The sequence below is a fragment of the Actinophytocola sp. genome (assembly GCF_050699935.1).
GTDB lineage: Bacteria > Actinomycetota > Actinomycetes > Mycobacteriales > Pseudonocardiaceae > Actinophytocola.
Genome location: NZ_JBOHGB010000012.1, coordinates 69,134 through 86,937, shown reverse-complemented (window position 1 = coordinate 86,937; position 17,804 = coordinate 69,134). Strand labels below are relative to the sequence as shown.

19 protein-coding genes are annotated in these 17,804 nt (G+C 72.8%); 13 read left to right on the top strand and 6 right to left on the bottom strand.

Annotated features, from left to right (window positions below):
* The 10 genes from ACRDTB_RS07480 to ACRDTB_RS07435 all read left to right on the top strand — a co-directional run.
* Positions 1-2,349 (top strand): carboxyl transferase domain-containing protein (locus ACRDTB_RS07480; protein ID WP_431429251.1); only part of this gene is annotated, 2,349 nt, incomplete at its 5' end.
* Positions 2,350-2,375: 26 nt separating this feature from the next.
* Positions 2,376-3,866, top strand: a complete 1,491-nt coding sequence (locus tag ACRDTB_RS07475) for a class I adenylate-forming enzyme family protein (protein ID WP_431429250.1) — start codon at positions 2,376-2,378, stop codon at positions 3,864-3,866.
* Positions 3,863-5,128 (top strand): beta-ketoacyl-[acyl-carrier-protein] synthase family protein, encoded by a 1,266-nt coding sequence (locus tag ACRDTB_RS07470; RefSeq protein ID WP_431429249.1) that lies wholly within the window; start codon positions 3,863-3,865, stop codon positions 5,126-5,128. The genes ACRDTB_RS07475 and ACRDTB_RS07470 overlap by 4 nt, the downstream gene beginning before the upstream one ends.
* Before the next feature lie 32 nt (positions 5,129-5,160).
* The gene (locus ACRDTB_RS07465; RefSeq protein WP_431429248.1) at positions 5,161-5,691 is read left to right on the top strand and encodes a cupin domain-containing protein; all 531 of its coding nucleotides are present in this window, start codon (positions 5,161-5,163) and stop codon (positions 5,689-5,691) included.
* Positions 5,684-6,151, top strand: a complete 468-nt coding sequence (locus ACRDTB_RS07460) for a MaoC family dehydratase (RefSeq protein WP_431429246.1) — start codon at positions 5,684-5,686, stop codon at positions 6,149-6,151. Before ACRDTB_RS07465 ends, ACRDTB_RS07460 begins: the two co-directional genes overlap by 8 nt.
* A 2-nt stretch (positions 6,152-6,153) precedes the next feature.
* Positions 6,154-6,954, top strand: coding sequence for an SDR family NAD(P)-dependent oxidoreductase (locus ACRDTB_RS07455; protein ID WP_431429244.1), 801 nt, complete (start codon positions 6,154-6,156; stop codon positions 6,952-6,954).
* Positions 6,954-7,748 carry an SDR family oxidoreductase gene (locus ACRDTB_RS07450; RefSeq protein WP_431429243.1) on the top strand — a complete coding sequence of 265 codons (795 nt, stop codon included), beginning with the start codon at positions 6,954-6,956 and terminating at the stop codon, positions 7,746-7,748. The genes ACRDTB_RS07455 and ACRDTB_RS07450 overlap by 1 nt, the downstream gene beginning before the upstream one ends.
* Before the next feature lie 135 nt (positions 7,749-7,883).
* Entirely contained in the window at positions 7,884-8,186 is a 303-nt protein-coding gene (locus ACRDTB_RS07445) for a hypothetical protein (RefSeq protein ID WP_431429241.1), read from the top strand.
* A complete protein-coding gene (locus ACRDTB_RS07440; RefSeq protein ID WP_431429240.1) occupies positions 8,183-9,508 on the top strand; it encodes a putative T7SS-secreted protein in 1,326 nt (441 codons plus the stop codon). The genes ACRDTB_RS07445 and ACRDTB_RS07440 overlap by 4 nt, the downstream gene beginning before the upstream one ends.
* Positions 9,501-10,196: a hypothetical protein gene (locus tag ACRDTB_RS07435; protein WP_431429239.1), complete on the top strand. Its 696-nt coding sequence runs from the start codon at positions 9,501-9,503 to the stop codon at positions 10,194-10,196. Before ACRDTB_RS07440 ends, ACRDTB_RS07435 begins: the two co-directional genes overlap by 8 nt.
* Before the next feature lie 8 nt (positions 10,197-10,204).
* Here the strand turns inward: ACRDTB_RS07435 and ACRDTB_RS07430 are convergent, their stop codons facing one another.
* Positions 10,205-10,762 (bottom strand): hypothetical protein, encoded by a 558-nt coding sequence (locus tag ACRDTB_RS07430; RefSeq protein ID WP_431429238.1) that lies wholly within the window; start codon positions 10,760-10,762, stop codon positions 10,205-10,207.
* A gap of 388 nt (positions 10,763-11,150) precedes the next feature.
* On the opposite strand from ACRDTB_RS07430, the gene ACRDTB_RS07425 reads away from it, so the two are divergent.
* Positions 11,151-12,767 carry an acyl--CoA ligase family protein gene (locus tag ACRDTB_RS07425; protein ID WP_431429237.1) on the top strand — a complete coding sequence of 539 codons (1,617 nt, stop codon included), beginning with the start codon at positions 11,151-11,153 and terminating at the stop codon, positions 12,765-12,767.
* Here the strand turns inward: ACRDTB_RS07425 and ACRDTB_RS07420 are convergent.
* Positions 12,764-13,363: a TetR/AcrR family transcriptional regulator gene (locus ACRDTB_RS07420; protein WP_431429236.1), complete on the bottom strand. Its 600-nt coding sequence runs from the start codon at positions 13,361-13,363 to the stop codon at positions 12,764-12,766. The genes ACRDTB_RS07425 and ACRDTB_RS07420 overlap by 4 nt on opposite strands.
* Positions 13,364-13,484: 121 nt before the next feature.
* On the opposite strand from ACRDTB_RS07420, the gene ACRDTB_RS07415 reads away from it, so the two are divergent.
* Positions 13,485-14,684, top strand: a complete 1,200-nt coding sequence (locus tag ACRDTB_RS07415; RefSeq protein ID WP_431429235.1) for an acyl-CoA dehydrogenase family protein — start codon at positions 13,485-13,487, stop codon at positions 14,682-14,684.
* 16 nt (positions 14,685-14,700) lie between these two features.
* Here ACRDTB_RS07415 and ACRDTB_RS07410 read toward each other — a convergent pair whose 3' ends face one another.
* Positions 14,701-15,273, bottom strand: coding sequence for a dienelactone hydrolase family protein (locus tag ACRDTB_RS07410; RefSeq protein WP_431429234.1), 573 nt, complete (start codon positions 15,271-15,273; stop codon positions 14,701-14,703).
* Between the two features lie 83 nt (positions 15,274-15,356).
* Here ACRDTB_RS07410 and ACRDTB_RS07405 point away from each other — a divergent pair, with 83 nt between their 5' ends.
* Positions 15,357-15,728, top strand: coding sequence for a hypothetical protein (locus ACRDTB_RS07405; protein WP_431429232.1), 372 nt, complete (start codon positions 15,357-15,359; stop codon positions 15,726-15,728).
* On the opposite strand, the gene ACRDTB_RS07400 is transcribed toward ACRDTB_RS07405, so the two are convergent.
* From ACRDTB_RS07400 to ACRDTB_RS07390, 3 genes are all read right to left on the bottom strand, one after another.
* Positions 15,706-16,095 (bottom strand): VOC family protein, encoded by a 390-nt coding sequence (locus tag ACRDTB_RS07400; RefSeq protein WP_431429231.1) that lies wholly within the window; start codon positions 16,093-16,095, stop codon positions 15,706-15,708. The genes ACRDTB_RS07405 and ACRDTB_RS07400 overlap by 23 nt on opposite strands.
* 71 nt (positions 16,096-16,166) lie before the next feature.
* Positions 16,167-16,931: an ArsR family transcriptional regulator gene (locus tag ACRDTB_RS07395; protein WP_431429230.1), complete on the bottom strand. Its 765-nt coding sequence runs from the start codon at positions 16,929-16,931 to the stop codon at positions 16,167-16,169.
* Positions 16,932-16,996: 65 nt separating this feature from the next.
* Positions 16,997-17,722, bottom strand: a complete 726-nt coding sequence (locus ACRDTB_RS07390) for a class I SAM-dependent methyltransferase (protein WP_431429229.1) — start codon at positions 17,720-17,722, stop codon at positions 16,997-16,999.
* Positions 17,723-17,804: the final 82 nt, after the last annotated feature.

Here is a 17,804-nt window from a genome sequence, read left to right as displayed (position 1 = left end):
CTCGACGGCCGCGGCCGGCTCGAGATCGTCGGTGGCACGCACGGCGCGGACCGGCTGGCGGCCATCGCGGCCGCGCATCCCGGGCTGACCCGGATCACGGCCGGTGCTCCCGGCGGGTTCGTCACGGTCGCGGCGGGCGAGCCGGTCCGCTCGGCACTGCACCCGGAGACCGCGGAGCGCATCGAGCTGTGGCGCCTGCGCGACTTCCACGTCGAGCACCGGACGTCGAACGGCGACGTGCACCTGCTGGAGGTGACCGGACGGGACAACCCGGACGACCACCGGCTCGTCGTCCTGGCCGGCATCGCCGAGCTGGCCGACGCCGCGGCACCGGCGCCCGCCGAGCTGGCCGAGACCCTGCTCGAGGCGTTCGCCATGATCCGCGACCAGCGGGCGGCCGTGCCGCTGCGCGAGCGGCCGCTGCTCAACCGCGTCGTGGTCTACGTACGGCCACTGTGGACGGTCCGGCTGGACGGGCTGCGGGGCATGGCACGCCGGCTCGCCCCGGCCGCGCGCGACCTCGGCATCGCAACCGTCGTGCTCCGCGCGCGGGTGCCGGGCGTCGGCGGGCCGCGCGACCGCGTCGTGCACCTCTCCGCGCCGAGCGAGGCGGGCATGCGCCTCGGGGAGACCGCCCTGTCGCCGCGCCCGCTGCGCACCCGCTCCCCGCGCCAGCAGCGGCTGCTGCGCCTGCACCGCCGCGGCCTGCGGGACCCGTACGAGATCGTCGACCTGATGACCTCGCGGGACGCGTCCTCCTCGGACTTCCCGCCCGGACACTTCCGCGAGCACGACCTCGCCCCGGACGGCTCGCTCGTCGAGGTCCACCGCGCGGCGGGTGGCAACACCGCGGGCGTCGTCGTCGGCGTCATCGAGAACACCACGCCCGCGCATCCCGAGGGCATGGCGAGGGTCGTGCTCCTCAGCGACCCCGCCCGCGGGCTCGGGGCGCTCGCCGAGCCGGAGTGCCGGCGCATCGAGGCCGCGCTCGACCTGGCCGAGCGGCTCGGGGTCCCGGTCGAGTGGTTCAGCGTGTCGGCGGGCGCGCGCATCGCGATGGACAGCGGCACGGAGAACCTCGACTGGGTGGCGTACGCGTTGCGGCGGATCGTGCGGTTCACCCAGCGCGGCGGCGAGATCAACGTCGTCGTCGCCGGGGTCAACGTCGGCGCGCAGCCGTACTTCAACGCCGAGGCCACGATGCTGATGCACACGAGGGGCGTGCTGATCATGACGCCGGCCAGCTCGATGGTGCTCACCGGCAAGGAGGCGCTCGACTTCGCCGGCAGCGTGTCCGCCGACGACAACATCGGCATCGGCGGCTTCGACCGGATCATGGGGCCGAACGGCCAGGCGCAGCTGTGGGCGCCGACCGTCGAGGGCGCCTGCCAGCTGCTGTTCGACTACTACGAGCGCAGCTATGTCGCGCCGGGCGACCGGTTCCCCCGGCGGCTCCCGACGACGGACCCCGCCGACCGGGACGTCTGCGCGAGCCCGCACCCGGCCGTGCCGGGCTGCGACCTCACCACGGTGGGCGACATCTTCTCGCCGGTGCACAACCCCGAACGCAAGCGGCCCTTCGACATGCGCACGCTGATGCGTGCCGTCACCGACGCCGACCGGGAGCCGCTCGAGCGCTGGGGCGCCATGGCCGGGGCCGAGCCGGCGATCGTCTGGGAGGCACACGTCGGCGGGATCGCGACCACCCTCGTCGGCATCGAGTCCCGCCCGCTGCACCGGGAGGGGATCCCGCCCGCGGACGGCCCGCAGTCGTGGAGCGCGGCGACGCTGTTCCCGCGCTCGGCGAAGAAGGTCGCCCGGGCCCTCAACGCGGCGTCCGGCCGGCGCCCCGTGGTGATCCTCGCGAACCTCGCGGGCTTCGACGGCTCGCCGGAGTCGCTGCGCGAGCTCCAGCTGGAGTACGGCGCCGAGATCGGCCGGGCGGTGGTGAACTTCGCCGGCCCGATGCTCTTCTGCGTCGTGTCCCGGTACCACGGCGGCGCCTTCGTCGTGTTCTCCAAGCGGCTCAACGACGAGCTCGAGGTGATCGCCGTGGCAGGCGCCCGCGCATCGGTGATCGGCGGCTCGGCGGCCGCGGCCGTGGTGTTCGCGCGGGACGTCGAGCGGCGGGTGGCCGCCGACCCGCGCGTCACCGGTGCCGACCTCGCCGAGCGCGGCTCGGTCGCCGAGACGGTGCGCGGCGAGGCGCGCAACGCGCTCGCCCACGAGTTCGACACGGTGCACGACATCGAGCGTGCGCGGCGGGTGGGGTCGGTGGACCGCGTGGTCCCGGCCGGCGCCCTACGTCCCGAGATCATCGCGTTCCTCGCGGCCCGGACGGCGGCGTGAGGACCAGGAAGGCAGGTGTGAAAGCGATGTTGGCGCACACTCTGGTGGAGCAGCTGCGGTTCAACGCGGCGTCGTTCCCCGAGCGGCCCGCGATACAGGTGGTGAACGGTCCGGAGCTGACCTACGCCGGCGCGCTCCAGCGCACACTGGAACTCGCCACCGCCATGAGGGAGCACGGCGACGGCTCACCGGTCGCGATCCTGCAACGCAACGGCGCGGACGCGGTGCTGGCGTTCCTCGCCTGCCAGCTCGCGGGCGTGCCGGCGCTCCCGGTCAACAACGTGCTGACCGCGAACGAGGTCGACTACATCCTGGACGACTCCTCGGCCGGGCTGCTGCTCCACGGCCCCGAGTTCACCGAGCTGACCGCCGCGCTCGCGCCGGCCCGCCAGCCGGTCATGGTCTCCACGGCCGACCTCGGCACGGGCGCGGCGCCGTGGGAGAGCTTCGACCCGAGCGACCCGGCGGACCCGTTCATCATCGGCTACACGTCCGGCACGACGGGCTTCCCCAAGGGTGCGGTGTACGACGGCGAGGGCATGTACGTCCAGTACCTGCGCTGGGCCATCCACTTCGGACTCACCCCGGACAGCACGCTGCTGACCGCGGGCCCGATGTTCCACAACTCCTACGGCGGGCTGTCGATCCTCGCGCTGGCGCTGGGGGCGACGAACCGGGTCCTCACCTCGTTCGACGCCGCGGTCGCGTGGGACGAGCTCGCCCGGCGCTGCTCGTTCGTGTTCCTGGTTCCCTCCATGCTCACCCAGATCCTGCGCACCTGGCACGAGTCGGGCCTGGGCCCGATGACGGCCCTGCGCCGCCTGCTCTCCTCCGGCGCCGCGGTCGACCCCGTCCAGCTCGACGCCGCGTTCGACGCCTTCCCCAACGCGGCGATCACCGAGGGGTACGGCTGGAGCGAGGGCGGCTGGGTCACCCACGACACCAAGCAGCGCGGCGCGGTCGTCCCGCAGTGCGTCGGCCGGCCCATGGTCGGCGCCGACGTCGCCCTGTTCGCCGACGACGGCAGCCGGTGCGAGCCGGGGGAGACCGGCGAGATCGGGGTGTGCAACGTGTCGCCGTTCCGCGGGTACGTGAACCCGAAGAGCCCGCTGGAGACCTCGGCGGACGGGCAGTACCTGCTCTCCGGCGACATCGGCCGGTTCACCCCGGACGGACGGCTGCTCGTCGTCGACCGCAAGAAGGACATCATCGTGACCGGCGGCGAGAACGTGGCGTCGGGCGAGGTGGAGCGCGCGATCACCGCGCACCCCGGGATTCGCGAGGCGGCGGTCGTCGGGCGACCGGACGAGCGCTGGGGCGAGGCGGTGACCGCCGTCGTCGTGCGTGGCGAGGGGGCCGACGAGGTGGACGAGGACGTGCTGCGCGCGCACTGCCGGGAGCGGCTCGCCGCCTACAAGATCCCCAAGTGCTTCGAGTTCGTCGACGCGTTGCCCCGCAACTCGATGGGCAAGGTGCAGAAGTTCCTGCTCCGCGAGCAACCGGTGGCACCCCGATGAGCGGCGTGGACGTGGTGGTCACCGGACAGGGCGTGGTGTCCCCGCTCGGCGTCGGGGCAGCTCCGCTGATCGACGGCCTGTGGTCGAACACGATCGCGATCGGCGAGGCGCCGTGGGTGACGACCCGGGACGACAACCCGTTCGCCTGGTGGGCGGTGGTGCACGACTTCGAGCCGCGGGACTGGATGGACGAGAAGGTGGAAGCCGGCACCGACCTGTTCGCCCAGTTCGCGCTGGCGGCCACGGTGGAGGCGGTGGCCGACGCGGGGCTGGAGACCCTCGATCCCCTGCGCACCGCCGTCGTGCACGGCACGAGCATCGGTGGCGCCCGGGCGCTGCTCAAGGCACAGCACCAGTACGAGACCGGTGGGCCGGGCACGGTCGAGCGCAAGACGATGATCCAGATCTTCCCGAACATGGCGGCCGCGCAGATCGCCATGCGGTGGGGGCTGCACGGGCCGCAGCTGACCGTCTGCACGGCGTGCGCCTCCTCGCTGGACGCGGTCGGGCTGGCCCGCACGCTGATCCGGTCGGGCCAGGTCGACGTCGCGCTCGTGGGCGGCACCGAGGGCGGGTTCCCGCTGGCCAGCGGCGAGGCGGACGGCGACTTCGTGCCGGCGATGTACATCGGGCAGGCCAGCTACGGGATGACCACCGGCGAACGTGACCCGGCCCGCGCGAGCCTGCCGTTCGACGTGCACCGCTCCGGCATCGTCACCGGCGACGGATCGGCGGCGCTGGTGCTGGAGTCCGCCGAGCACGCGCACGCGCGCGGCGCCCGGGTCCTGGTCGAGGTGGCGGGGTTCGCCACCCTCGCCGACGGCCACCATCCCTCGTCGCCGAGCCCGGACGGCGAGTGGGAGGCACGCGCGATGCGGCTGGCCCTCGACGACGCCGGCGTGGCTCCGGGCGAGGTCAGCGCGCTCATCGCGCACGCCACCGCGACCCCGAAGGGCGACGCGGCCGAGATCAAGGCGATCAACGGCGTGTACGAGGGCCGGGCGACGCCGTTGCCGGTCACCTCGATCAAGGGCCACACCGGCCACACGGGTGCCTCGTCGGGCGCGATGGGCATCGTGGCGGCGGGCCACGCCATGCGGCACGGCTCGTTCCCGAACGTCGCGGGCACCAAGGACGTGGACCCGGCGGTGGAGTTCGACGTCGTGGTGGGCGAACCCGCCGCGCTCGACGTGGATGTCGTACAGGTCAACGCGTTCGGGTTCGGCGGCCAGGACACGTCCGTCGTCGTCCGGAGGCCGTGACACCGGATTTTCCGACCCACGAGGAGGTTGGCATGACCAATCCACGGATCGTCGTCACCGGTGAGCGCGACGGGAAGTCCGTCGTCTTCAGTGACGGCGAGGGCGCCGTGTTCGACATACCGCTGATGCCGGGTTCGGCCTACGCGCCGGTGTGGGGTTCGGACGTCACGCCGGCGCTGCCCACCACCGGGGAGTCGCCGGACGCGCGTACGTACTTCCCGCCGCCGGGCGGGTTCCGCTTCTGCTTCTTCACGCTCGGGCCGGCGAGTGCGACGCTGCCGGAGGACTTCGACGCGGCGGCGGCGACGAGCCAGGTGCGGCGGGAGATCCCCGGGCTGCTCGACGTGATGGAGCCCGACAACCCGGGCATGCACACCTCCGACACGGTAGACGTCGACTTCGTGCTCTCCGGCGAGGTCCACGTCGAGCTGGACGACGGCGCCGAGGTGCATCTGAAGGCGGGCGACGTGCTGGTGCAGAACGGAACCAGGCACGCGTGGCGCAACAGGTCCGACGAGCCGTGCGTGCTCGTCGTGGCCGTGGTGGGTGCCCGCCGTGAGTGACGCGCCGGTGGCCGCGTTCTCGTCGGTGGACGACCTCGTCGACGCCGTCGGGACCACGCTCGGCCACTCGTCCTGGCATCCGCTGAACCAGTCCACTGTGGATACGTTCGCCGACCTCGTCGACGACCACCAGTGGATCCACGTCGACGCCGCCCGCGCGGCGGAGGGGCCCTACGGCGGCACGATCGTCCACGGCATGCTCACGCTGGCCCTGATCCCGACCATGATCAGCGAGGTGGTGGCGGTGGAGGGGCTGCGGATGGGGCTCAACTACGGCTTCGACCGCGTCCGCTTCATCCAGCCCGTGCCGGTCGGCTCCCGTGTGCGTGCCGCGATCGCCGTCGCGGAGGCCAAGCCCACCGACGACGGGGTGCGGACGAGCTTCGAGGCCACGGTGGAGCGTGACGGGTCGGCCGACCCGGTGTGCGTGGCGCGCAACGTGATCCTCTACCTCCGCTAGCCGTGCCCGGTCGTGGAACGCGGCCGCCGGTGCTCGAGGGCAGGGTCGCCCTCGTGTCCGGCGCGGGACGCGGGATCGGGCGGGAGGTCGCCCGCACGCTCGCCGGCGCGGGCGCCGCGGTGGTCCTCAACGACCTCGACGCCGACGTCCTCGACGAGGCGGTGCGCGAGATCGCGGAGGCGGGCGCCGCGGCTGTCGGCTGCCCGGGCGACATCACCGGACGCGGGTTCGCGGACCGCTTCGTCGCCACGGCCGCCGACGCCTTCGGCGGGCTGGACATCGTGGTCAACAACGCGGGGTTCACCCGGGACGCGGTGATCCAGAAGCTGACCGACCGCGACTGGGACGACATCGTCGAGGTGCACCTCGCCGCGCCGTTCCGGCTGCTGCGCGCCGCACAGCCGCTGATCGCGAAGGCCGCCAGGGCGGAGCGGTCGGCGGGCCGGCCGGTGCACCGCAAGGTCGTCAACGTCTCGTCCGTCGCGGCACTGCACGGGGTGGCCGGCGAGACGAGCTACTCGGCGGCGAAGGCCGGGCTCATCGGGCTGACGAAGGCGCTGGCCCGGGAGTGGGGCCGCTACCGCGTCAACGTGAACGCCGTGGCGTTCGGGATCGTCGACACACGGCTGAGCGACGCCTCGAACGTCGCGCCGGACGTGCTCGACGCGATGCTCGCGAGGACCGCGTTCGGGCGGGCGGCGTCGGTGGCGGAGGCCGCGGGTGCGGTGTACCTGCTGTGCCGGCCCGAAGCCGACTACATCACCGGCCAGGTACTGGTCTGCGACGGCGGGATGGAGATGTGATGAACGGGGAACGCGGCGGGGATCTCGGTGGGGATCTCGGTGACAGCCGGGTGCTGGTGGTCGGCGGGTCGTCCGGAATCGGCAGGGCGACCGGCATCGCGGCGGCGAAGGCCGGTGCGCGGGTGGCGTTCGCCGGCCGCCGCACGGAGCTCCTCGAGGAGGCGGCGGCGGAGGCGGGCCCGGACGCGCTGGCCCTCACCTGCGACGTACGGGAGGCCGACCAGTGCGCCGAGGTCGTGGCGCGCACCGTGGACCGGTTCGGCGGGTTGGACCACCTGGTGCTGGCGGTGGGCATGACGTACCTGTGCGACGTCGTCGACACCACCGCCGCCCAGTGGCACGACCTCGCGGCCACCAACCTGATCGGCCCGGCGCTGGTGACGACGGCGGCGATCCCCCACCTGACCGACGTGCGGGGGAAGGTCGTGTTCATCTCGTCGGCGGCGGTCATCGGTCCGTGGCCCGGCCTGGTCGCCTACGCCGCCGTGAAGTCCGGCCTGGAGACCCTCGCGCGCGGCCTGCAGGACGAGCACCCCACCGTCGGCTTCAGCACCGTGGCCATCAGCTCGACGACCACCGACGTCCTGCAGGGCATCGACCGGGCGACGCTGAAGGCCAGGTTCAGCCAGTGGCGGGAGCGCGGGTTCGTCTCCCGCGGCGAGATGAGCCCGCACGCGCTGGCCGAGCACCTCGTGGGGCTGCTCGCCTCGCCACTGCGCCTGCCGTTCGTGCTGGCCGTGCCCCCGCCCCGGCCGTCCGCGGGCCCGGAGGCACCACGCTCCGGAACCGGGTGACCACCCGGCGGGTCGGCGCCTGACGCACTAGCCTGCTCCCGTGCCAGCCTGCGCACGTGGTCGTACCGCCGGGAGTGGTCCGGACCGGCTCGCGGCGGAACCATCGCTGGCGCGCGGCGGCCCGTCGGAGGTGCCATGAGTGGCGGACAGACAGTCGACACAGACGAGCTCAGGGCGGCCGCGGGCGCCATCGCCGACGTCGTCGCACCGGCGCGGCGGATGGAGGTACGCCCGGCGGGCGCGAGCGCGTACGGCCATCCGACGGCACACGGGGCGGCCGAGCGGTTCTGCGCGACGTGGCAGATCGCCGTCACGGTGCTCGGTGCCCGTGCCGAGTCCGGGAGCAAGGCGCTGCGGGCCTCTGCCGACACCTACGAGTACCACGAGACGGTCAACCGCGCGCGGATGAACAAGGTGCGGGAGCAGTTGGACCGATGACGAGCCAGCTCGGGTCGACCACCGATCCCAAGGCACTGATCCCCGGCGAACCATCCACTGTGGATGGTGACGCCGACGCGCTGGGTCGCGAGGGCGACGCACTGGCGAACGTCGCGGACGGTCTGGTCGACGTCCGCGTCCCGAGTTGGTCGGGCTCGGCCGCCAACGCGTTCTGGGACGCGTTCGGGCCGGAGGCGGCGAACTGGTACCGGGCGAGCGACTCCTTCTCGGCCGGGGCGAACGACCTGCGGAACTACGCGGGCGAGCTGCGGGCCGCGCAGCGTGAGGCGGGGGAGGCCATCGAGCTGTGGGCCAAGGGCGAGTGGAAGACGGCCCAGGCCCACGAGGCGTGGACGCTGGCCACCCGTGACCTCCGCGAGGACGCCCCGGAGCTCAGCCGCCCCTTCTACGACCCTGGTCTGCCGCTGCGCGAGCAGGCCCAGCAGGTGCTTACCGACGCGCGCAAGCGGCTCGACGAGGCCGCGTCGACGCTGCGCACGCGGCTCGTCGAGAACAGCGGCGGCGGCGAGCAGGCGCCGGGCTGGCTGCTCAAGTCGGCCGTCGCGGCCGACGCGCACCTGGACGGGCTGGGCGACACCACGGTCGGCTACGACAAGCCCGGAGCCGACCCCGAGGAGTTGTACCGCCGCGAGCTCGGCGACTACGACGAGGACGAGCCGGGCGGCCCGCATGCTCAGGTCAACCTCGCGGAATGGGAGCTCGGTGTCGAGGCCAACCTGTTCGAGCACACCAATGAGGGCGAGACCCAACTCGGCGATCTCACCCTGCAGGGGTCGACCGAGGTCAAGCTGGGTGTCGAGGCCGACGCGTCGCTGACGCTCAGCAGCGAGGGGCTCGATGTCGAGGCGGGCGGCCGGGTCGGCCTCTCGGTCACCGCCGACGGCTCGGCGACCATCGGCCCGGTCGAGGTGGACGCCAGCGGCGAGCTGGAGGCCGGCGCCGAGGCGTCGGCGCAGGCGTCGGTCGGCCCGACCGGTGCCGAGGTGAACGCCGAGTTCCAGGCGGGCGTCTCCGTGAACGCCGAGGGCGGGGTCGAGGTCGCGGGCACCCGCGCCGCGGTCGAGGGCGAGGCCGCCGTGGGGCTCGGGGCGGAGTTCGACGGCGAGGCGGGTTTCGAGGACGGCAAGCTGAAGATCGGCGGCAAGATGGTCGCCGTGCTGGGGGTCGGTGGCGGCTTCGGCTATGAGTTCGAGGTCGACGTGGCCGGGATCGCCGAGTCGGTCAAGGACTACGGCGAGGAGCAGGCGGAGGGCTTCAAGGAAAGCCTCTTCCACTGGGCCACGGGCGGTCGATATGCCTGAGTTGCCCTTTCCGATCGAGTTCACGCTCCCAGCCGGCTGGAAGGCCGTGGACCCGGCCGGCGCGGGTGCGCCGGACGTCGCGTTCGTCGCCGTACGGCCCGGTTCCGACGAGGGCCTGACCGCGAACATCACCCTCGCCGGTGAGTACCGCACCGACGACGTGTCCCTGGAGCAGCTGGCCGAGGACTCCGTCGAGCGGCTGCGCGCGGACGGCGCCGACGTCACGGTCACCAGGCTCGCCGACTTCGGCACCGAGTACGTGCCGGGCCTGGCCCAGATGCTGTTCCTGGTGACGGATCTGGCCGGAGCCAGGCGCAGGCTCGTGCAGTCGCAGGTGTACCTGGCGATGGTGGACCGCGCGGGCTCGGGCAAGCGGGCCGTGCTGCGGCTGGCGCTGACCGCCACCAAGACTCAGCTGCCCGCGGCGGAGCCGGAGTTCCGCGAGTTCGTCGGTTCCATCCGGCCGACCGAGCGCGCACTGAGCGCCGAGACCCTACGAGCGGCCGCGGCGGCCCCGGACGCACCCGCCGAGCTCGCGGCTCTCGCCACCGCGGTACGCGAAGGCCGGACCAGCTGGGCCGCCATCGCCGAGGGCAAGGCCGGTGATCTCCCCGAGGTGCGGGCACTGCGCGACGCGACCGCCCAGCGTGCCCGGGGGCTCGCCGCCGAATGGCGCGGGCGCGACTGAGGCTCGATCTAGTCCTTCGTGGGCGACCACCAGCCGGCTTCGGTGATGGCCGTCCACCACGTCCACGACGATGCCAGTGCGCCCGTGACGATCACCGCCACCCACGCGGTCAGCTCGAAGGCGAACTCCAGCCGCTCGGTGTCGGTCATGATCGTGGCCGCGAGGCCGACGGTGAGCAGCCACAGCAGCACGGACAGCGCCAGCCCGACCACCCTCGGCATCGGCACGAGCAGGCACAGGCCCGCGATCGCGGCCAGGACGACGGTGATCACCACGTACCTGGCGATGAACGTGCCCAGCCCGGACTCGACGTCGTCCACCCAGTAGTCCACCAGCTGCCACCCGCTCAGCCGCAGCGCGTCGGCGGGGCTGTAGCTGCCGTCCTCGCCCACCCGCCCCCACGGCAGGCAGTACGCGAGCAGCACGGCGAGCGTCGCCGCGAAGATCGTGCACCTGGCGACCAGGTCCCGGGGCGCCGGGTCCGCCGCCCTCGCGTGCTCGGTCAACCAGCGCACCTCGCCGGCGAGCCGTTGCAGCTCCCGCCGGGTCGACTCCGAACCGTCCATGGCGGGACAGTGTCCCCGACCGGACCGGTGCCGGTGGGGACAACTCGCCGTCCTCGATCAGGTCCACCACGCGGGCGTGGGACCTCACCGCCACCTCGTAGGCTCGGCGACGATGGCCCTCGTCGGCCTGGGCGTCTACACAGGACCGTTCGGCCACGGCCAGGATGTGGTACGTCATCGTGTCGAAGATGTGCGGGATGCGGTTGCCGGCGAGCTCGACGAGCAGGGTGTGGAACTCCCGCGACAGGCGCGGCATCCGCTCGTCGACGTCCGTCACCGGGTCGGTCCACGCGGCGAGGCGCCGTGGATCTCGGATGGTGCGCCGGTGCGCGGGCTGGCCACCGCACTAGAGTGTCGGCTAACGTCCATTAGCCAATGGGAGGTACTGATGGGCGAGACGACGGTCGACATGGGTTACGAGCCGCTCACGCCCACCGCGCACCTGGAGCGGGCGGCGGAGGCGCATCGGGATCGGGTCGCCGTGGTGGACGGCGCGCTGCGGTTGACCTACGGCGAGCTGCGTGAGCGGTGCATGCGGCTTGCCGGCGGGCTGGCCCGGTTGGCCGGCGGGCGGCCGGTGGCGGTGCTGGCCACGAACAGCCATGTGATGCTGGAGGCGCACTTCGCGGTGCCGTGGGCCGGGGTCGCGCTGGTGGCGTTGAACATCCGCCTCGCGCCGGCCGAGCTGACCTACATCGTCGGCCACAGCGAGGCGGCGGTGCTGCTGTACGAGGCGGAGTTCGAGCCCGTGGCGCGGGAGATCGCCGCCGCGCTGCCGGGGTTGCGGTTGGTGCGGGCCGGCGATCACGACGGCGGCGATCACGACGGCGATCACGACGGCGGGCACGACGGCGGGCGGGACGAGTACGCCGGGCTGATCGCGTCCGCACCGCCGCTCGCGAGCCGGCCGCCGGACGAGCGCGCGCTGCTGGCGATCAACTACACGAGCGGGACCACGGGCCGGCCGAAGGGCGTGATGTATCACCACCGGGGCGCGTACCTGCAGGCGCTGTCCCAGGTGGGGCACGCCGGGTTGGACGTGTCGTCGGTGTTCCTGTGGACGCTGCCGATGTTCCACTGCAACGGCTGGGGCTACCCGTGGGCGGTCACCGCGGCCGGCGCGCGGCACGTGTGCCTGCGCAAGGTCGACCCGGCCGAGGTCTGGCGGCTGATCGCGGAGGAGGGCGTGACCCACCTCAACGGCGCGCCGACCGTGCTGACCATGATCGCCCATGCCGAGCAGGCCGCACCGGTGCGGCGCCCGGTGGGTCGCCGGCTGCGCATCGCGACCGGTGGGGCGCCGCCGACGCCGGCGATCCTGGAGAAGATGGCCGCGCTCGATATCGACGTGACCCACTTGTACGGCCTGACCGAGACCTTCGGCCCGTCGATCGTGTGCGACTGGCGGCCGGAGTGGAACACGCTGCCGGCGCCGGACCAGGCCGGCCTCAAGGCGCGGCAGGGTGTGCGCACCTACACGGTCGACGGCCTGCGGGTGCTCGACGCCGCGGGTGCCGAGGTGCCGTCCGACGCCACCACGGTCGGGGAGATCGCCCTGCGCGGGAACACCCTGATGCTGGGCTACTACAAGGATCCCGAGGCCACCCGCGCGGCGGCGCCCGACGGCTGGTTCCGTACCGGGGACCTGGCCGTGCGCCACCCGGACGGATACGTGGAGCTGCGAGACCGCAGCAAGGACGTGATCATCTCCGGTGGTGAGAACATCGCCTCGGTGGAGGTCGAGCAGGCGATCGCGGCCCACCCGGCGGTCCTGGAGGCGGCGGTCGTCGGCGTGCCCGATGAGAGGTGGGGCGAGGTGCCCGCGGCGTACGTGACCCTGCGACCGGGCGCGGAGGTCACGGCCGAGGAGCTCGTCGAGCACGTGCGTGCCCGGCTGGCGCGCTTCAAGGCGCCCCGCCGCGTCGAGTTCACCGAGCTCCCGAAGACGGCGACCGGCAAGATCCAGAAGTACGTGCTGCGCGAGCGCGCCAGGACGGGACGCTAGCCGTCCGTGGACGTGGCGCCGACGATGCGCAGGGCCAGATCGCCGTAGTGCCAGACGATCTCGTCCTCGGAGAGCTCGCCGTCCTCGCGGTACCAGGCGGCGACGCCCATGCCGAGGTCGAGGATGGCGTAGGAGGCGAGGCGGACCGACGTCACGTCGAACCGGCCGGCGCGGACGCCGTTTCGCACCAGGGTGCGGAATCGTTGCTCGTAGTCGGCGCGGCTGGCCAGGACGGCCTCGCGGTGTGGCTCGTCCAGGCTGCGGATCTCGCGGTTACCGACGAACGCCTCCAGGCGGTGCCGGGCGTGGTAGCGCACGTGTGCCTCGACCGCGCGGCGCAACCGTACGGCGGGGTCGGTGTTGCCGCGCACCGCGGCCTGGTGCGACTCGCGCAGCGCGGCCATGGTGTCGAGCATGATCTGGGCCAGCAGGTCCTGTTTCGACACGACATGCTTGTACAGGCTGGGTCCGCGGATTCCCACGGCGGCACCGATGTCGGCCATGGTGGTGGCCGCGTACCCGTCGCGGGCGAACAGTCGCAGGGCGGCGTCGCGGATCGCGGCGTACCGCGTCGTGGTGCCAGCCTCGCCGGCCATGTCCCTCCTCGCTGTGGGCTATCCAACGATAGCCGCGCGTGGAGTCTACTGCCGCCATTCGGGTCGCTGAGTTAGCCTCGTCGTGGCTAACGCGTATTAGCTACGAGGCTGAGGAGGGGTCATGGCGATCGACCTGCGGCACGGCGAGGACGTCGAGGACCTCGTCCGGCGGAGCGAGGAGTTCGTCCGCGACACGGTGGTGCCGCTGGAGGAACGCCACGGCGGGGTGATCTCCGCGGCGGGGGAGCAGGCGCGCCTCGAGCTCCAGCGGGCGGCACGGGACGCCGGGATCTTCGCGCCGCACGCACCGCGTGCCTACGGCGGGCACGGGCTGGGGATGTGTGATCGGGCACCGGTGTTCGAGGCCGCCGGGTACTCGCTGTTCGGACCGCTGGCGCTGAACATCGCCGCCCCGGACGAGGGCAACGTGCACCTGCTGGCGGAGGTGGCGACGGAGGCGCAGAAGCAGCGCTACCTCGCGCCGCTCGCCGGTGGGAGCATCCGCTCCTGCTTCGCGATGACCGAGCCGGCTCCCGGCGCGGGCTCGGACCCGTCGGCCCTGGCCACCACGGCGGTGCGGGTCCCGGGCGGTTGGCGCATCGACGGGCACAAGTGGTTCATCACCGGCGCGGACGGCGCGGGGTTCGCGATCTGCATGGCCCGCACGTCCGGCGTGGCGGGCGACCGCGGCGGCGCGACGATGTTCCTGGTGGACGCGGACAATCCCGGCATGCGCCTGGTCCGGCACGTCGAGACGCTCGACGAGAGCATGATCGGCGGGCACTGCGAGGTGCGGTTCGAGGGCTGCGTGGTCTCCGACGACGCGGTGCTGGGCGCGGTGGACGAGGGCTTCGCCTACGCCCAGGTGCGCCTCGGCCCGGCCAGGATGACCCACTGCATGCGCTGGCTCGGCATCGCCCGGCGGGCCCAGGACATCGCCGTGGGTCATACCGTGCGGCGGGAGCTGTTCGGCACCCGGCTCGCCGACCTCGGCATGGTGCAGCAGATGATCGCCGACAACGAGATCGACATCGAGGCGTCCCGCGCGCTGATCCTGCGTGCCTGCTGGGAGCTGGACCAGGGCCGCTCGGCCACCCGGCTCACCTCCATCGCGAAGACGTTCGTCGCCGAGGCGGTCTGGCGGGTCGTCGACCGGGCGGTCCAGATGTGCGGTGCCGTCGGCATCTCCCACGACGTGCTCCTGGCGCGGTTCCTGCGGGAGGCCCGGCCGTTCCGCATCTACGACGGTCCATCCGAGACCCACCGCTGGGCGATCGCTCGCCGGGCGGTCGCCCGCCACACCCCGACCGAGACCGCCTGACCCCGGCCGCCCGAGGTCAGAGCGCGGCGAGGAAGTCCAGGCTGCGCCGGCGCACGAGCTCGGCGGCGTCGGCGTCGTAGGAGGGCAGCCCGCTGTCCACGAAGAGGTGCGCCTTGCCGGGGTAGAGGAACAGCTCGCCCTGTTTCGCTTGCACCACAATGGCTCGCGCGAACTCCACGTCACCCTCGCCCACGAAGAACGGGTCGTCGTCCATGGCGTGGAACTGGACCGGGACCTCCGCCGGCCAGGAGGGTGCGAAGTAGTCCGGCGGCGCCGCGCCCTCGAGCAACAGCGCGCCACGCGCTCCGGGCCGGGTCTGGGCCAGCTGCTGCGCGGCCATCACGCCGAACGAGACCCCGGCGTAGACGATCTCGGCCGGCAGCTCGTCGGCCACCCGGACACCCTGCTCGGTCACGTCGACGTCGAGGCTCTTGGTGTAGGCCATGCCCTCGTCGATGCTGTCGAATGTCCTGCCGTCGAACAGGTCCGGCGTGTGCACGGTGTGCCCGGCCCGCCGGATGGCGTCCGCGAGGGCGAGAAAGCCCGGTGTCAGACCCTGCAGATGGTGGAAGAACAGAATCTCGGCCATGCGACGTCCTCTCCGAAAGCCTGTGCCGAACGATCCGGAACTTTAGACCAATCGACTCGCAGCGGTGGACGCTGCTGGAGCTCGTGCTCGAGCGTGCCGCCAACGTGGCCGAGCCGGCCGCCGCGGTGAAGCGACCCAGGAGCACGGTCGCGCACAACGTCAACGTGCTCGTCGAGGCGGGCATGCTCCGGGTCGTGCGCACCCGGCGGGTCCGCGCGATCGACGCGCTTCTACGGGCGTACGGGTCGCACGATCCACGTGGGCGCGGTGCGCCGCCGGGCGACACCACCACGCCCGTGTGCGTCGACGGGCTCTCGGTCGCCGCGGCCGAGTCCGTCCCCGCGCACGAGGCGGACACGCTCTACCCGACCGACCACCCCCACGCCGCCCGACGAGTCCTGACCGTCCTTTTCGGATGCTCGGCCGGCGAGGTCAGCCGGAGGTCGCGGGGGTGAACAGCTCCACCAGGTTGCCGGCGGGGTCGGCGAGCAGGATCTGGCGTCCGCCGGGGCCCGAGACGACGTCGCTGCGAAAGGACAGTCCGGCGTCGCGCAGGCGGTCGATCTCGGCATCGAGATCGTCGACGGTGAGGTGGATGCGGTTGCGGCCGGCGGTGGCGGCGTCGGCCGGTGTGGCGCGGGCGCCGGAACTGTCCGATCCGGACAGCAGCAACCGCAACGGGCCGCGGGTGACGTCCGCGAACGCGGGCAGGTGCGCGGTGCGCAGGGTGAAGCCGAGGTGGGTGGTGTAGAAGTCGATGGCGGCCTGGACGTCGTCGACGATGTAGCGGACGCTGACCGTGCTGTCGTCGGGCTTGGTCATGCCTGCCGCGCCTCCCCGGAATCAACGCTTGTAGTCACCGTGGGTTGGTGCCGTCCAGGTGTCATGACAGGTCATCCCTTCGTCGTGGATGTGGTGATGCGGTGCGTGAGGAGCCCGATGCGGGTGTGAAGGTCGGCGGCGACCCGCCGGAACGCGGCGCAGCCGGCCGGGTCGGCGGCGGGATCGGGGATGCTCCAGTGGATCGCCTCCGGACCGCCCGGAAACTCCGGGCAGACCTCGCGAACCTTGTCGCAGAGGGTGATCACCTGGTCGAAGCGGCGTCCGGCGTACTCGTCGAGGTGCTTGGCGCGCCGGCCGCTGATGTCGATGCCGTACTCCCGCATCACCCGGACCGCGTTCGGGTGCAGGTCCTTGGGGTGGCTGCCGGCGCTGTCGACCTCGACCCGGTCGCCGGCGCCGTGCGTGAGGAGCGCCTCGGCGATCTGGGAGCGGGCGCTGTTCCCGGTGCAGAGGAACAACACCCGGATCCGGGCGCCGCGACGGCGACCGCCCGGGGGAGTCGGGCTGGTGGCCAGACCGGGGTGCAGCGCGACCCCGGTCGCGGCCAGGAGCTCACCGCAGCGGGTCAGCTCGGCGTGGTAGTAGGTGTCCCGCTGATCGGCCGAGCTGCGCCGCATGGACACGAGCCCGCCGGCACGCAGGCGTCCGAGGTGGTAGGAGACCGCGTTCTGCGGCTGGCCCACCTTCGCGGTCAGCTCGCCGACCCGCAGGTCGCCGCGGGCGAGCTCGGTGAGCAACAGCCAGCGCACCGCGTTCCCCGCCAGCTGGAGGAACGCCGGCGGTGCCAGGTCGACGGGCGTCGGGTTGTCAGCCACGCACGCAGAATACATCAAATCAGCTTGATATGTTTTCGGCTCGGCATGTTTGACCTGACACCGTGTCAGGCCTTGTGGCCGATCACCAGCGTCCCGCGCTTGGTGACCACGAGCGGCGCCGGCAGCCCGCGTGCGGCCACGGCCGCCCGCTCCGCCGGCACGAACCGGGCGATGAGGTAGTCGGTGATCGCCGTGGTGTCCGGCAGGGTCATCAGCGGGGCATCCCAACCGTCCACATCGGCCTCGCCGAAGACCGAAGCCACGATGTCGGGTGCGTCCTCGGCATCGAAGGGCGTCGGCTCCGGCCGCCACACCGGCGCCAGCTCCGGCGAGTCGCGGCGGCTGATCGCGCCGGCGACCAGCACGCCGCCGGGACGCAGCACCCGGTGCGCGGCCCGGACCGCGGGCAGTGGATCGGGCAGGTGGTCGAGCACGTTGACCGCGACGACCGCGTCGAACACGTTGTCGCGAAAGGGAATCGCCGTGGCGTCGGCCCGCGTCACGGGCGGGGCCACGGCCGAGAGCATCGTCGACGACGTGTCCAGGCCGACCACCAGCGGGGCGTCGGTGCCGAACCTTGAGCCGAACACCGAGCCGAACACCGTGCCGACGGCGGCACCGAGCGCGCCCTCGCCGCAGCCGAGGTCGAGCACCCGCCGCACGCCACGCTCGGTGAGCAGCCCGGCGATCTTCTCGTACAGGCTCACGCCCGGCCGCAGATGCGCGGCCGTGACCCTCGTGCCGGTCCGGAACCGGTCCGGGTCGCTGTCGTAGTCGGACGTGGTCGTCACGCGGCCAGTATCGCCTCGGCCGGCGCTCGACGCGCAGCACGTGGCCCGCGGGCTCCGTCGACGACGCCTTCCGAGCCGGCTC